The organism is Chitinophaga filiformis, assembly GCF_023100805.1.
Taxonomy (GTDB): domain Bacteria; phylum Bacteroidota; class Bacteroidia; order Chitinophagales; family Chitinophagaceae; genus Chitinophaga; species Chitinophaga filiformis_B.
On sequence record NZ_CP095855.1, the window covers coordinates 6,557,996 to 6,571,498 of the forward strand.

Below are 13,503 nucleotides of genomic sequence, written 5' to 3' on the forward strand. Positions count from 1 at the left end.
ATAGATATTTTTGTCCTGGTCTCAACAATTAGGTCTCTTTAATATCCATCATGCATGCTTAAACGTCTACTCCTGGCAGCGTTTATGTGCTATGGCAGTATTGCTATGGCTCAAACCGGTAATAGTTCCGCTAAATTCGTCGGCAAAGCTCTGGACGCCGTTACCGGCAAACCCGTGGAATATGCGTCTGTCGTATTACTTAATTCGCAGGATTCTTCCGTAGTGACAGGTATGTACACGCAAGCCGATGGCGATTTCTCCTTCAATACCGTTTCCGCAGGTACCTATGTGCTCCGCATCACCTTCATGGGTTATGATAAGCTCGTAAAAGCCGTGAAGATCATTCCGAACAAACCGGTGCAGTTTGCGGGTACACTCCGTCTGCAACCCGCCGGTAAAACGCTGGCCACCGTGGAGATCAAGTCGGAGAAACCAGCCTTTTCCATGCAGATAGACCGCCAGGTATTTGACGCCGGCAGTATTGTTACCGCGGAAGGCGGTTCCGGTACAGATGTCATGAAAAACATCCCGAGCGTAGACGTGGATATTGACGATAATATCACCCTCCGGGGTAAAAGCGTGACCATTTATGTAGACGGCAAGCCCTCCCCTTTCGGAGACGCTAAAACCGCCCTCCAGATGATCCCGGCTTCTACAATTGATCGTGTAGAGGTGATCAATAACCCCTCCGCCAAGTTCGAGGCCCAGGGCGGTGGCGGTATTATCAATATCGTACTGAAAAAAGATAAGGCGATCGGATATAATGTGATGCTCAATGCCGGTGTAGCCACCCGCGGACAGCTCAACGGGAATGTCAACGCCAGCCTCCGCATCCGGAAATTTAACTTCTTCACCAATTATAATGGCTGGTACGGTAGCCAGACAGGCTATGGTTACAGCAACCGTCAGAATCTCGTAACTGATACCGCCGGTACCGCCTTCTTTACCCAGGACAGCCGGAACAAGAACAGCAATTCCGGCAATGGCGGCCGTATCGGGCTTGACTATTATTTGAACGATTATAATACCATCACTATTTCTGAGGGATTAAACCTCAATAAGGGCAATAGTACGGACGATATCATGCTGGACTACCTGGACGCCCACAGAAAGGCGCTCCAGACCGGCGAACGGCATAACAGCAGCGATTACCGTAATCCGAATAACAATACCAGCCTGAACTTCCGCCATACCACCGACAAACAGAACGAGGAATGGACCGCCTATATCAGTTATAGCAACAATAAAGGCCGGAACAACAGTAACTATAGCACCCAGTATCAAAATGCGGATGGTACGCCCGGAAATGCCCAGTTACAACGAAATTTAGGTATCTCCCAGAACAAGTTCTGGAATATCCAGACGGATTATACCACGCCGGTAGGTAAGAAAGGAAAGTTCGAAACCGGGGCGAAGGTGACCCTGCAGAGCAACGACAATGATTATGACGCCCGCCTGTTCAACTTCAGCACCCAGCAATATGAGAAAAGCCTTGACCTCTCCAACACCTACTATTACAAGCAGGACGTTTACGGGGGATATATGAACTTTTCCAATGCTATCGGCAACCTCGGGTACCAGGTAGGCGCCAGGATTGAGCAGGCCGACCTGCGGGGCTTCTCCTATACCAAAGATACCTCGGTGAATAACCGTTTCCTGAATGTATTTCCCAGCGTATTCCTGAAGTATAACCTGCCGCACAATGAGAACCAGAGCCTGATATTCAACTATTCCACGAGAATAGACAGGCCCGGCTTTGACCAGCTGCTGCCATATATCAACAACTCTGATCCGCAGAATATCCGGGCAGGGAACCCGGATCTGAAGCCGTCCCTGACCCATAAATTCGAGGCGAATTATTCCAGGTATTTCCCCGGGTCCAAAGACTACCTGAATACAGGCGTATATTATTCCCAGGCAAACGACGATATAGACCGTATCAGCATCCTGGACACCGCTACCGGTGTTACCACTACCCGGCCCATGAACCTGGCTACCGATAAGGACTGGGGCGCTAATTTCACCTATAACCTGCATATCATCAAGGGTTGGAATGTGACTACCAACCTGAATATGGAGTATAGCAAACTGACCGGTCCGAGTATTAACAATGAGTATGTTACCTATGGGGTGACTGTCAATTCCAATGTACGCCTGCCGGCAAAGATCAACCTGCAGGTAAACGGGCATTACCGCTCACCCAGGGTACAGCCGCAGGGTACTTTTAAGGCCATGAATGGGATAGATCTGGGTATCCGTAAAGAGATGCTGAAGAACAATGCCCTGGCTATTGCCCTGAATATTTCGGATGTGCTGAATACGCAGGATTACAGCTCACATTATGAAACTGCGGCCTTTATCCAGGATTATACCCGTAAAAGGACCACCCGTTTCCTCCGCCTGAACATACGCTACCGTTTCGGGAAAATGGATCCGGATATGTTTAAGAAGAAAAAGAAACAGGAGGTGCCTGAAGAAGATGTGTATGATAAAGAAAAAGATAAGGATAAAAAGCCCGCGGACAGCACTTTATGATTTCTTGCCGGCCAGCATGGGCACGAAAGAAAAGTTATCAAACATTTCCTGGTCATATTCGGTATCGCTGATCTTTGTAATGCGCAGCATCCGCTGCACCTCCTGACCGCCTACCGGGATGACCATTTTTCCGCCCACTTTCAGCTGCTGCAGCAGTTTTTCGGGGATCTGCGGGGCTGCCGCTGTCACCAGGATCTTATCAAAGGGCGCATAAGTGGGAAGTCCCTCATAACCATCGCCATAGAAGAAACGGATGGTAGGATATCTTGACTTGAAAGGAAATTGCTTTACCAGGTCAAACAGCTTTTTCTGCCGTTCTATGGTAAATACATTGGCTTTCAGCTCTGCCAGTACACAAGCCTGGTAAGCGCTGCCGGTACCGATTTCCAGTACTTTCTCAAAGGGCTTGATTTCCAGCAACTGTGACTGATATGCCACAGTATAGGGCTGTGAAATGGTCTGACCTTCCCCGATGGGGAAAGCCCTGTCCTCGTAGGCAATGCCTTCAAAAGCTGTATCCAGGAAATAATGCCGTGGGATGTTGTTGATAGCCGTTAATACATTTTCGTCTGTAATGCCTTTCTGCCGGATACTATCTACCAGTTGCCTGCGTAATCCTTTTTGCTTGTAAGAATCTTCGTACCGCCTCATACCCGCAAAATTAACCAATACCCCCAATTTTCAATTGGGTGTGGAATACTTCTATTTATCAACATTACTGGTTTGTTTGTCCAAAATAACTTGGTTTGATAATTGCTGAGTTCTTTCCCGGCTATTCATTTTCTCCGGATTTTAGCTTTAATTTACACACTTGTTTTTTCTCAATAAGAAAACAAATCGAAATCGTTCTATGGATAATATCATTGAAAGTAAGGTATCACAGTGGCTCAGTGGACAATTCGACACGGATACCGTGGCCACGATCAAGAAATTGCAACAGGAAAACCCCGACGAATTAGCTGATGCTTTTTATCGCAGCCTGGAATTTGGAACAGGCGGTCTGCGCGGGGTAATGGGTGTAGGCACCAACCGTATGAATAAATATACGGTAGGTATGGCTACCCAGGGATTTGCCAACTACCTGAAGCAGGCCTTCAGCGGCGAGATCAAGCTGGCCATCGCACACGACAGCCGCAACAACAGCCGTTATTTCGCAGAAGTTGCTGCTAATGTACTGGCTGCCAATGGTATTAAGGTATATCTTTTTGAAAGCCTCCGCCCCACCCCTGAACTGTCATTCACCATCCGTCACCTGGGTTGCCAGGGTGGTATCGTGCTGACAGCCTCCCACAACCCTAAAGAATATAACGGTTACAAGGCCTACTGGAACGACGGCGCCCAGCTGGTACCGCCTCACGATAAGAACGTCATCCGTGAAGTAGAGAAGATCGCTTCCATTGACGAGGTAAAATGGTCCGGCGGAGAAGCCAATATTACCAGTATTGGTAAGGATGTGGACGAAGCCTACCTGCAGGAACTGAAAAACCTCAGTATCCAGCCGGAAATCATCAAAGAACAACACGACCTGAAAATAGTTTACACGCCTATCCACGGTACAGGTATCACCCTGGTGCCTGAGATCCTGAAACGTTATGGGTTTACCAACGTGCATGTGGTGGAAGAACAGGCTACCCCGGATGGTAATTTCCCTACCGTGGTATATCCTAACCCGGAGGAATCCGAAGCGATGAGCATCGGTCTGAAGAAAGCCAAAGAACTGGATGCTGCCATCCTGCTGGGCACTGACCCTGACTCTGACCGTGTAGGTATTGCTGTTAAAGACATCAAAGGCGAATGGACACTCCTCAATGGTAACCAGACCGCTGTACTGCTCTTTAACTATATCATCGAAGGCCGCAGGCGTAAGGGTCTGGCCGGCGATACTGATTACGTATGTAAAACAGTCGTTACCTCTGACCTCATCGATGTATTCGCTGCCAGCAATAACGTAAAATGCTACAATGTACTGACCGGCTTCAAATGGATCGCTGATCTGATCAGACGTAAGGAAGGTCAGGAGAAATTCATCTGCGGTGGTGAAGAATCTTACGGTTATATGATCGGCGATAATGTACGTGATAAAGACGCTATCGCTTCTGTTGCACTGATCTGTGAAATGGCGGCTTATGCACGTAGCCAGGGCAGATCACTGTATGAACAGCTGATCGACATCTACGTGAAATACGGTTATTATAAAGAGAACCTGATCTCCATCACCAAAAAAGGTATGAAAGGTGCAGAGGAAATTGCCGATATGATGCGTGGTTATCGCGAGAATCCGCCAAGCACTATCAATGGTTCTCCGGTAGTTACATTGTACGACTACGAACTGCAGCAGGTGAAAAACCTGAAAACAGGTGAAGTAAAACCGATCGATCTGCCAAGATCTAACGTACTGCAGTTTGTATTGGAAGATGGCAGCAAGATCTCCGCCCGTCCTTCTGGTACCGAGCCTAAGATCAAATTCTACTTCAGCGTAAATCAGAAACTTGAGAATGCGGCCGGCTTCGATGCGGCTACTCAGGCGCTCGATCAACGCGTACAAAATATTATTAAGGATATGAAGCTGAAATAAACTTCATTATTCTATTACCTTTGTCCCGGTACTGATACATCTGTATGGTACCGGGATTTTTTATACCTTATGAAAACCGCAGCTGTGCCACATGTTAAAGGAATACCACTGTTTATTCTGGTAGTACTGATGTACTGTCCGGTACTGGCAAGGCAGCAATATCCCACTTCAGAAAGAGATACCCTTATTGATACGCGGGCTCCCACTCACATCAACCGCTCCAATATCTGGCTGATGGCTGGCGTCACCACTGGTCTCTATGGTGGAGCACTGGCTGTTCTCAATAATACCTGGTACAACCAGTACCCGCGATCGCGTTTCCATACTTTCAACGATACGCCGGAATGGTTGCAGATGGATAAGGCAGGTCACTTTTACAGTGCCTATACGGAAGGGAAGATCAGCAGGGAGATGTGGCGTTGCACGGGCCTGCCGGAAAAACAGCAGATCTGGATCGGCGGACTAAGCGGATTTGTATATCAGTCTGTTATCGAAATACTGGATGCCTATTCCACTGAATGGGGCTTCTCCTGGAGCGACATGGCCGCCAATGCCGGCGGATCAGCATTGATGATCGGCCAGGAACTGGTATGGCGTGAGCAAAGGATACAGCTCAAGTTCTCGGCTTATCCTAAAAGGTACCAGGACCCTTACCTGAAAACGCGTACTGATCAGTTGTTTGGAGATAACCTGGCAGAAAGGACGCTGAAAGACTATAATGCACAGACCTATTGGATATCAGTGAACCTGCATGCGTTCATGCCCCATAGCCGCCTGCCCGCCTGGCTCAATATAGCTGCAGGATATGGCGCCAACGGTATGCTCAAAGGGGATAATAATATATGGACGGATGGCAATGGTATAGCACACGACTATTCGGCCATTCCCCGTTACAGACAGTTCTATTTATCGCCCGACATAGATTTCACCCGGATACCTACACGCAGAAGAGGTGTTAAAGTATTATTCCAGGTGCTGAATATGTTCAAATTTCCCGCTCCGGCGCTGGAACTGACCTCCAGGGGAGTGTTCCGGGGACATCTGTTACATTTCTGAGTTTTATACGAGGTATGCTGAGCGGATCTCATTCTCTTCCATATCTACCATCACCATATCCTGCATGGTAGTAGCCAGGGAATAGCCTACGAAATCCACCGACAAGGGGAAGGATTTATGTTTACGGTCCACCAGTACAGCGGTCTGTATTTTCTTGGGCAGGAACTGCAGGAAAGGTTTCAGGGCATACAACATGGTCCGGCCGGAATTAGCCACATCATCTACCAGCACGATCGTTCTTCCGTTGAAATCCATCTCTTCAGAAAGTATCACGGCTTCCGGGCGTTGTTTATCCAGGTTCAGTTGTAAGAGCCTGATACGCAGGGGCGAGATCTCCTGCAGTATTGCAGCGATCTTCTCTGCCAGTATCATTCCCCTGTCCCAGATGCCTGCCAGGATAATTTCCTGTTCATCGCTGTTATGCTCATAAATCTCGTAAGCAATACGCTTGATCTTCTTCTCTATCACATCCTGGGTCAGGATCACGTTCTTAGTTTCCATGTTGGTCGTTTAGCGGGGTAAAATTAGGAAAAAGAGTCCATAGTCGGCAGCGCATAGTCTATGGCGGATGATCTATTTTTCCTTACATTGCTATAAATTAGGAAGTCAAATCTGACGTATGCATATAATTCAGGAGCTATTATTTGTAATTGCCTTCGGCCTTGCTGTATACCTGTTTTCCAGGAAGGCCAGGCAGATCAGGCAGAACATTCTGCTTGGCAGGGATGTAAATCTGAATGACGAACCTGGCCAGCGCTGGCGGAACGTATTATTGCTTGCATTCGGGCAGAAAAAAATGTTCCGCAATCCCCTTGTTGCCGTACTGCACTTCTTCGTATATGCAGGTTTTATCATTATCAATATTGAGATCCTGGAAATCATCCTGGATGGCATACTGGGCAAACATCGCCTGTTCGCACCTTTGCTTGGGGGGCTTTATCCTGTGTTGATCGGCTGTTTTGAGGTACTGGCCGCCCTGGTACTGATCGGCTGCGCCATCTTCCTGGTACGCAGGAACATTGTGAAGGTAAAACGTCTCAATCAGCGTGAGCTGGATGGCTGGCCCCGTTCTGACGCCAACTACATCCTGATCACGGAAATAGTGCTGATGCTCCTGTTCCTGACCATGAACACGGCCGATCAGGCCCTGCAACAACATGGACATGAACATTATATGAACACCGGCGCCTTCTGGGTAACGGGTCCTTTTGTTTCCTTATTCAGCGGATTATCTGACGGCACCTTGGTAGCCATCGAACGTACCTGCTGGTGGCTGCATATATTGGGTATCCTGGCATTCCTGAACTACCTCCCCTACTCCAAGCACCTGCATATTATACTGGCATTCCCGAACGCCTATTATGCCGATCTGCGGCCTAAGGGTAAAATGGAAAATATGCCTGCCGTACAGAAGGAAGTACAGCTGATGCTGCAGCCTGAACTGGCCACCACCGAGGCGACCAATGGCGATATTCCTAAATTTGGCGCCAAGGATGTACCCGACCTTACCTGGAAGAACTTACTGGATGCTTATAGCTGTACGGAATGCGGTCGCTGTACGGCAGCTTGTCCGGCCAATATCACCGGCAAGAAGCTGTCGCCCCGTAAGATCATGATGGACACCCGCGACCGTGCCGAAGCCATTGGTGCACAGATAGCTAAAACGGGTTCCTTTACGGAAGATGGTAAAACCCTGCTCCGCGATTATATCACGGAAGAAGAGCTCCGCGCCTGCACGTCCTGCAACGCCTGTGTACAGGAGTGCCCTGTGAGCATCAATCCGCTGCATATCATCCTGCAACTGCGCCGCCACCTGGTGATGGAAGAATCCAGTGCGCCGCAAGAATGGAATATGATGTTCAGCAATATAGAAAACAACATGGCCCCCTGGAAAATGAGTCCGGACGACAGGGACAAATGGGCGGTAGAAATGAATGGATAATAGCGTTAAGTTAAACTGACATACCATGCAAATAAAAACGATGGCCGAATACGCCGCCAGTGGCGAAACACCTGAAATCCTCTTTTGGGTGGGATGTGCCGGCAGTTTTGATCAACGTGCGCAGAAAATCACCAAAGCCTTTGCCACTATCCTCGATAAAGTAGGCGTTCGCTTCGCAATACTCGGTAAAGAAGAAAGCTGTACCGGCGATCCTGCCCGCAGGGCCGGCAATGAATTCATCTTCCAGATGATGGCGCAGAACAATATAGCCGTCCTGAATGGCTATGAGGTAAAAAAGATCGTTACCGCCTGCCCTCACTGCTTCAATACACTCCGTAACGAATATCCTGAACTGGGCGGGCACTATGATGTGATCCACCACACTACATTCCTCCAACAGCTGATCGACGAAGGCAAGATCAGGATGAAAGAGGCCGGCAGCTTCAAGGGGCGTAAGATCACTTACCATGACTCCTGCTACCTGGGTCGTGCCAACAACATCTATGAGGCGCCCCGCAAAGTGCTGGAAGCCCTGGATGCAGAATTGGTAGAAATGAAGCGCTGCCGTAGCAAAGGCCTGTGCTGTGGTGCAGGTGGCGCGCAGATGTTCAAGGAAGAGGAAAAAGGCACCACACGTGTCAATTTTGAGCGTGGAAAAGAAGCGGTGGAAACAGGCGCAGCCGTCATTGCATCCAATTGTCCCTTCTGTATGACCATGCTGACAGATGGTGTGAAGGAACAGGGGAAGGAAGACAGTGTACAGGTGCTGGATATTGCAGAACTGATAGCTCAGCAGATAGCGTGAAACGGCTCCTTACCCTCCTGATGCTCCTCTTTTGCTGCACAGCTACAGCCCAGGAGGTGGCCTTGTACAACAAAGACGGGAAAGCCATTGCATACATTGACACCGTGGATAAAGACCGGACCATCTACCTATATAGCGGTGAGCCGGTCGCTATCATCTCTGAAACGGATGTCTATGGCTTTAACGGGAAACACCTGGGCTGGTATGAAAAAGGGATTGTGAGGGATCATGATGGCAAGAGAATAGGTAATACTAAAAAAGCTGCTACGGGGTACACCCAGTATGAGCCTTACAAAAGCTATAAACGGCAGAAGCCGTATATAAGTCATCAGAGTTATCCGCCTTATAAGCCTTACTTTTCCAATTCGTGGTCGGAGGGTTCCTTTGAGGGATTTTTATTACAGGGAGTTGAAAAATAATGTCCGCCATCAGGCCTTGTCAGGCGCTCCTGACACCAAAATGACCGTCGTCAGTAGTCTGTACTCAATTTTTTGGTAATTTTGCATCATGAAACAGGAAATTCAACAATTATTACCGGCTGACTTTCACCCGTCTTCCCGTGTATGGATATATCAGAGCAACCGTCCTTTCAGCGAAAAGGAAAAACTGGAAATAAACGAACAATTGCATCAATTTACGGCTCAATGGCAGGCTCATGGCGCTCCTGTAAAGGGATGGGGCCAGTTGCTTTTTGACCAGGTGATCGTATTGATAGCAGATGAATCCAATGTGGCAGTGAGCGGTTGCAGTACCGACAGCTCCGTGCGGATCATTAAGAGCATCGAGCGCCAGTACAGCGTGAACCTTTTTGACAGGCTGTTGCTGGGTTTCCTGGTAAAAGACAAGTTACAGCTATTGCCAATGCAACAGGTGCCTTACGCACTGGAGAAAGGGTTTATAGATGAGAATACGCTTTATTTGAATAATACGGTGTTGACGAAGGGTGAAATGGAGGCGAATTGGCTATTGCCGTTGAAGGAGAGCTGGTTGGCGAAGAAGTTTTCGATAGCGTAGTTAAAAATAATTATCCTAAGAGATTTATCATAAAGAATCCCCTGAAGTGTTATTTCGTTAACATTCAGGGGATTCAAATTTTATAGTGTTTGTGAACCTTTAATTGAATACATCAGACATACGCCATAGACATATTTGTTCAACAGGGAAGCGTATTCTTGGTATCTAAAACCTGAATTGAAAAAATCTTTCTTCTCGTTTCTTCATCAGTTGTTTCCCAAAGTATATCAAATAAAAAATCTATCGCGTCTGAAAGCGACATCCTATCAATCCAATCAGCTTTGACCTGTACTATGTAAGACGTCGATGAATCGCCCGGAAACGCCTCTTCTAAACACATGTCAGTTAACGGTTTACCTTTTTCGGAACATTGTTTCGAAAAAGGTTGCAAAAGTTCTTTTAGTTGTTTTCTATCCATGTTATGAGGCCATTTTCGATCTTAAAAAAGGCAAACCTAGTAACATAGACCAATACACTTAGTTAATATCGAGTTAATAAAACCTGACATTTTTTATAGTCGCCAATTAGCAACTATTATTAAAGTTTGGCTCCCTCCGGCACCACCAAACCAAATTCCTGTAGGAGGACGCTATGTTGAGAAGCTTAATGCGCTTGATGTAACGAAATTGGCACCCAAAAAAAAAGCACTTGCCAATAGGTTATTGGAACAAGTTAAAGACTCCCTTCCCAGATTAAGAGATAGGAATTGATTTTAAAATAAGCGGGAATAGCTCAGTTGGCAGAGCATTAGTTTCCCAAACTAAAGGTTCGCGGGTCCGAGTCCCGTTTCCCGCTCTGAGGACATCTTTAAGCATGACTTTTATAGACACTATCGAAATCGTATGCCCTTCCTGTGAAAAGAAAGCGCTCTTTTTCTGCGAACGCCGGAATGTAAAATATCACCGCTCAACGGAAGGAGAAGTCCGTTGCAGGCATTGTGGTTATATTAATGCGTCTTTTAGCTTTACAAATGAACATTATTACTATCAGGTTTCGGTTGGCGACCGGAAAGTATATGCCAAATCATTAGAGAACCTCATGTTTATCCGGAATTATTTCTTCGAAAGACGGCGCTTAAATGATGATCCGGACTACGACTTCCCAAAGACGTTCTATCAATATAGAGATGAAATTGTCAGAAAGATTGATAAGATTGTACAAGAAGAACAAAAGAAGTAATCATCCTGCATCCCGCTCATATGAGATATTCAAAGTAACAGACACAATTGCATGATGTTTTTCGCAGCATCACTATTTTCTTAGCACCTCATCCAAGCCCGGGTGAAAAGGAGGACGAGGACGACAAAGTCCTGTCCGCCCAATATGCCATCCCCACAAGCAACCACATCACCTGGGCCGACCATGCCAGCGCAGTTACACTACCAGGGGCAGGACTGAACAAATTAGACACCTGGACCAGTAGCAGTAACGCCATCAGGACCCAAAACACGCCCTTCCTGGGCCTGGCCGTTCTTAAATAGATCACAATCCCGCTTATAAACATACACCCTTCTATCACATTCGTAAGCACCGGGTTTGCCCATACTTCCAGCCCCACTTTGGGAGAAGCCCAGGGGAAAACAGGCAAGTCATGAAAATGCACTATTAAATCCAGCACCCAGTGGCTCAGCACCGCCAATGCCACAATCACGCTATCCCGCATATTCTTCTTAATAAGAAAGTAAATACCACCAAACGCCACGCTCCACACCATCGCCATCAGCAAACTATGGCTGACAGGATAATCAGTAAATTCCAACATACGCTCGCCACCCAGCTCAGGGTGTATCACCACATGTTCAACATTAAAAAGTAAAAGTGTAGGCCACAGGAGGTCCAGGAACTGAACTGCTATAAATAAAGTACCGAGAGAAACAGAAGGCGCCACTTTCTTAGCGGCCAACCCTAATCCAAAATGTCCGATAAACATATACAAGTGTTTTACGGATGTAAAGATGGCCCGTAAAACAGCTTGCCGACTTGACAAAAATCAAGAATTCATTTTCCGCCTGATCCTGCTCAGGGTCTCCGGCGTCATCCCCATCATGGAGGCGAGGTATTGGAGGGGCACTTCATTAAATAGAGATGGATTATAGTTGAATAACCATCTATAACGTTCTTCTGCTTTCATAGATAATAAAGAGAACACCCTTTGCTCCATAAAAATAAAACACCTGGCAATAAACAGCTTCTCCAGGTTATGCCACTCCGGTATCACCGTTCCGATACGCACATAATCTTCCCCGCTCATGGTATATAATTCTGTATCCGACAGCGCTTGTATATAAAACTTCGCCGGCGTCCTGAACACCAATCCTGCCAGGTCGGTTACAAACCCTCCTGCTCCCGAGATCCATTGGGTAGTTTCAGTAAGGCCATCATTTACAAACACCCGCATCAGCCCTGAACGCTGAAAGCTCAACGCCGTACAGGTATTACCTGGCTTCAGGTAATAATCTCCCTTCGCCAGGAAAGAAGGTTTAAAGAATGTGGCTACAAGCTCCGCATCAGATGCAGAAAACCCTAAAAAAGATGTAATCAGTTGTTCCAGTTCCATTATCAGGGGAAGATACAAAAAGGGCTGTCATGAGACAACCCTTTCTTCCTTTTTTGAACAACGCTGGGCTGCGTCTTCTTGCGGCAACACATTAACCTTAAAAACTGCGCAACCTGCCCGCCGGCCAAAGTACCATCAACACTTCAAACGCGTCATATACCTCCGGTTATTTAATAGTCTCCGCTATCAGTTTGGATCAAATCCTATAAATGCGTATATTTAATTTTACGATCATTTCGTGAATGATTTTTAACCAAAAAAGCGGGAATAGCTCAGTTGGTAGAGCATTAGTTTCCCAAACTAAAGGTCGCGGGTCCGAGTCCCGTTTCCCGCTCAAAAAAAACCTCCTCGATGTTGTTATTCAACATTTCGGAGGTTTTTTAATGTTGATCCAATTCCAATTAATGAGCCAATGTCCCCCCTACCCAATTTGGGTATCAAAATAGCCTCCACTCCTGGTCTAAATCGCCTTATTCGTTCTATATATCTTCCTGAATTGTAACACAGACCCCACTATAAGCATGATCAAAAGCAAAAGAAGTGTTTTCGCAATCAAAGGATCCTGAGGTCCATGAGCCAGCGGATGACCTACAGGAATACGGTTAAAAGTTTCATTGACAGTTGGGATCATCGATAAGAAAAAGCTGAAAGACAGGAAGAAAGTCTCTATATAACGGGAACGATTATTTCCCGGCTTCTTAGCATAAAGAAGATATGCCACTGATACCAATATTACCACTAGTAATGCAAGGATATGCCCCGGATTAACACCCTTAACGCTCGACAATCCTAATGCGGTCAATGAAGTGACCAGTGTAAAATAGAAATAGATCTTTCCCGGAAGTTTGCCCAGATCTATTTTGCCGGCTTTGATGAAAGCTATAACTGCAGCAACTATCGCTATAATACCTATAACGGTATGAAAAATCCCCAAGATTGATAATCCCATGATCTTGATTTTTAGATGTTCATTTAATATTGCAAATATTGTAACAAAAGAAAGAATGCACTTTGTGAAC

Annotated in this window: 14 protein-coding genes and 2 tRNA genes; 10 read left to right on the top strand and 6 right to left on the bottom strand. The window is 46.7% G+C overall.

Translation table 11 applies throughout. The features are described from left to right. The first annotated feature begins 54 nt into the window (after positions 1-54). Positions 55-2,535 carry a TonB-dependent receptor family protein gene (locus tag MYF79_RS25485; RefSeq protein ID WP_247810708.1) on the top strand — a complete coding sequence of 827 codons (2,481 nt, stop codon included), beginning with the start codon at positions 55-57 and terminating at the stop codon, positions 2,533-2,535. Here the strand turns inward: MYF79_RS25485 and MYF79_RS25490 are convergent. Next, positions 2,530-3,186 carry a protein-L-isoaspartate(D-aspartate) O-methyltransferase gene (locus MYF79_RS25490; protein WP_247810709.1) on the bottom strand — a complete coding sequence of 219 codons (657 nt, stop codon included), beginning with the start codon at positions 3,184-3,186 and terminating at the stop codon, positions 2,530-2,532. The genes MYF79_RS25485 and MYF79_RS25490 overlap by 6 nt on opposite strands. 199 nt (positions 3,187-3,385) lie before the next feature. On the opposite strand from MYF79_RS25490, the gene MYF79_RS25495 reads away from it, so the two are divergent. Further along, positions 3,386-5,110 (top strand): phospho-sugar mutase, encoded by a 1,725-nt coding sequence (locus MYF79_RS25495; protein WP_247810710.1) that lies wholly within the window; start codon positions 3,386-3,388, stop codon positions 5,108-5,110. A 69-nt stretch (positions 5,111-5,179) separates the two neighbouring features. Further along, entirely contained in the window at positions 5,180-6,166 is a 987-nt protein-coding gene (locus MYF79_RS25500) for a DUF2279 domain-containing protein (protein ID WP_247810711.1), read from the top strand. 3 nt (positions 6,167-6,169) lie between these two features. On the opposite strand, the gene MYF79_RS25505 is transcribed toward MYF79_RS25500, so the two are convergent. Beyond that, positions 6,170-6,667: a phosphoribosyltransferase family protein gene (locus MYF79_RS25505; protein WP_247810712.1), complete on the bottom strand. Its 498-nt coding sequence runs from the start codon at positions 6,665-6,667 to the stop codon at positions 6,170-6,172. A gap of 118 nt (positions 6,668-6,785) precedes the next feature. On the opposite strand from MYF79_RS25505, the gene MYF79_RS25510 reads away from it, so the two are divergent. The 4 genes from MYF79_RS25510 to MYF79_RS25525 all read left to right on the top strand — a co-directional run bounded on the left by MYF79_RS25510 (position 6,786) and on the right by MYF79_RS25525 (position 9,927). Then, positions 6,786-8,108 carry a (Fe-S)-binding protein gene (locus MYF79_RS25510; protein WP_247810713.1) on the top strand — a complete coding sequence of 441 codons (1,323 nt, stop codon included), beginning with the start codon at positions 6,786-6,788 and terminating at the stop codon, positions 8,106-8,108. Positions 8,109-8,133: 25 nt separating this feature from the next. Next, a complete protein-coding gene (locus MYF79_RS25515) occupies positions 8,134-8,913 on the top strand; it encodes a (Fe-S)-binding protein (RefSeq protein WP_247810714.1) in 780 nt (259 codons plus the stop codon). Then, complete coding sequence (locus MYF79_RS25520) at positions 8,910-9,332, top strand: 4-fold beta flower protein (protein WP_247810715.1); 423 nt, start codon at positions 8,910-8,912, stop codon at positions 9,330-9,332. The genes MYF79_RS25515 and MYF79_RS25520 overlap by 4 nt, the downstream gene beginning before the upstream one ends. 88 nt (positions 9,333-9,420) lie before the next feature. Next, on the top strand, positions 9,421-9,927 hold the full coding sequence (locus MYF79_RS25525; RefSeq protein WP_247810716.1) for a hypothetical protein: 507 nt from the start codon (positions 9,421-9,423) through the stop codon (positions 9,925-9,927). A 139-nt stretch (positions 9,928-10,066) separates the two neighbouring features. On the opposite strand, the gene MYF79_RS25530 is transcribed toward MYF79_RS25525, so the two are convergent. After that, a complete protein-coding gene (locus tag MYF79_RS25530; protein ID WP_247810717.1) occupies positions 10,067-10,345 on the bottom strand; it encodes a hypothetical protein in 279 nt (92 codons plus the stop codon). Between the two features lie 303 nt (positions 10,346-10,648). On the opposite strand from MYF79_RS25530, the gene MYF79_RS25535 reads away from it, so the two are divergent. Beyond that, a tRNA-Gly gene (locus MYF79_RS25535) sits at positions 10,649-10,722 on the top strand. 18 nt (positions 10,723-10,740) lie between these two features. Continuing rightward, on the top strand, positions 10,741-11,106 hold the full coding sequence (locus tag MYF79_RS25540) for a hypothetical protein (protein ID WP_247810718.1): 366 nt from the start codon (positions 10,741-10,743) through the stop codon (positions 11,104-11,106). An 88-nt stretch (positions 11,107-11,194) separates the two neighbouring features. Here the strand turns inward: MYF79_RS25540 and MYF79_RS25545 are convergent, their stop codons facing one another. After that, positions 11,195-11,857: a hypothetical protein gene (locus tag MYF79_RS25545; RefSeq protein ID WP_247810719.1), complete on the bottom strand. Its 663-nt coding sequence runs from the start codon at positions 11,855-11,857 to the stop codon at positions 11,195-11,197. Between the two features lie 60 nt (positions 11,858-11,917). Then, complete coding sequence (locus MYF79_RS25550; protein ID WP_247810720.1) at positions 11,918-12,484, bottom strand: Crp/Fnr family transcriptional regulator; 567 nt, start codon at positions 12,482-12,484, stop codon at positions 11,918-11,920. A gap of 261 nt (positions 12,485-12,745) precedes the next feature. Here MYF79_RS25550 and MYF79_RS25555 point away from each other — a divergent pair. Further along, positions 12,746-12,818 (top strand) — tRNA-Gly (locus MYF79_RS25555). Between the two features lie 126 nt (positions 12,819-12,944). Here MYF79_RS25555 and MYF79_RS25560 read toward each other — a convergent pair. After that, positions 12,945-13,433: a hypothetical protein gene (locus tag MYF79_RS25560; protein WP_247810721.1), complete on the bottom strand. Its 489-nt coding sequence runs from the start codon at positions 13,431-13,433 to the stop codon at positions 12,945-12,947. Positions 13,434-13,503: the final 70 nt, after the last annotated feature.

Excerpts from the sequence above, each read along its gene's own strand:
- MYF79_RS25560 (WP_247810721.1), bottom strand. The coding sequence starts at position 13,433 with ATGGGATTATCAATCTTGGGGATTTTTCATACCGTTATAGGTATTATA.
- MYF79_RS25510 (WP_247810713.1), top strand. The coding sequence starts at position 6,786 with ATGCATATAATTCAGGAGCTATTATTTGTAATTGCCTTCGGCCTTGCT.
- MYF79_RS25550 (WP_247810720.1), bottom strand. The coding sequence starts at position 12,484 with ATGGAACTGGAACAACTGATTACATCTTTTTTAGGGTTTTCTGCATCT.
- MYF79_RS25495 (WP_247810710.1), top strand. The coding sequence starts at position 3,386 with ATGGATAATATCATTGAAAGTAAGGTATCACAGTGGCTCAGTGGACAA.
- MYF79_RS25530 (WP_247810717.1), bottom strand. The coding sequence starts at position 10,345 with ATGGATAGAAAACAACTAAAAGAACTTTTGCAACCTTTTTCGAAACAA.
- MYF79_RS25490 (WP_247810709.1), bottom strand. The coding sequence starts at position 3,186 with ATGAGGCGGTACGAAGATTCTTACAAGCAAAAAGGATTACGCAGGCAA.
- MYF79_RS25540 (WP_247810718.1), top strand. The coding sequence starts at position 10,741 with ATGACTTTTATAGACACTATCGAAATCGTATGCCCTTCCTGTGAAAAG.
- MYF79_RS25505 (WP_247810712.1), bottom strand. The coding sequence starts at position 6,667 with ATGGAAACTAAGAACGTGATCCTGACCCAGGATGTGATAGAGAAGAAG.
- MYF79_RS25500 (WP_247810711.1), top strand. The coding sequence starts at position 5,180 with ATGAAAACCGCAGCTGTGCCACATGTTAAAGGAATACCACTGTTTATT.
- MYF79_RS25485 (WP_247810708.1), top strand. The coding sequence starts at position 55 with ATGCTTAAACGTCTACTCCTGGCAGCGTTTATGTGCTATGGCAGTATT.
- MYF79_RS25515 (WP_247810714.1), top strand. The coding sequence starts at position 8,134 with ATGCAAATAAAAACGATGGCCGAATACGCCGCCAGTGGCGAAACACCT.
- MYF79_RS25525 (WP_247810716.1), top strand. The coding sequence starts at position 9,421 with ATGAAACAGGAAATTCAACAATTATTACCGGCTGACTTTCACCCGTCT.
- MYF79_RS25545 (WP_247810719.1), bottom strand. The coding sequence starts at position 11,857 with ATGTTTATCGGACATTTTGGATTAGGGTTGGCCGCTAAGAAAGTGGCG.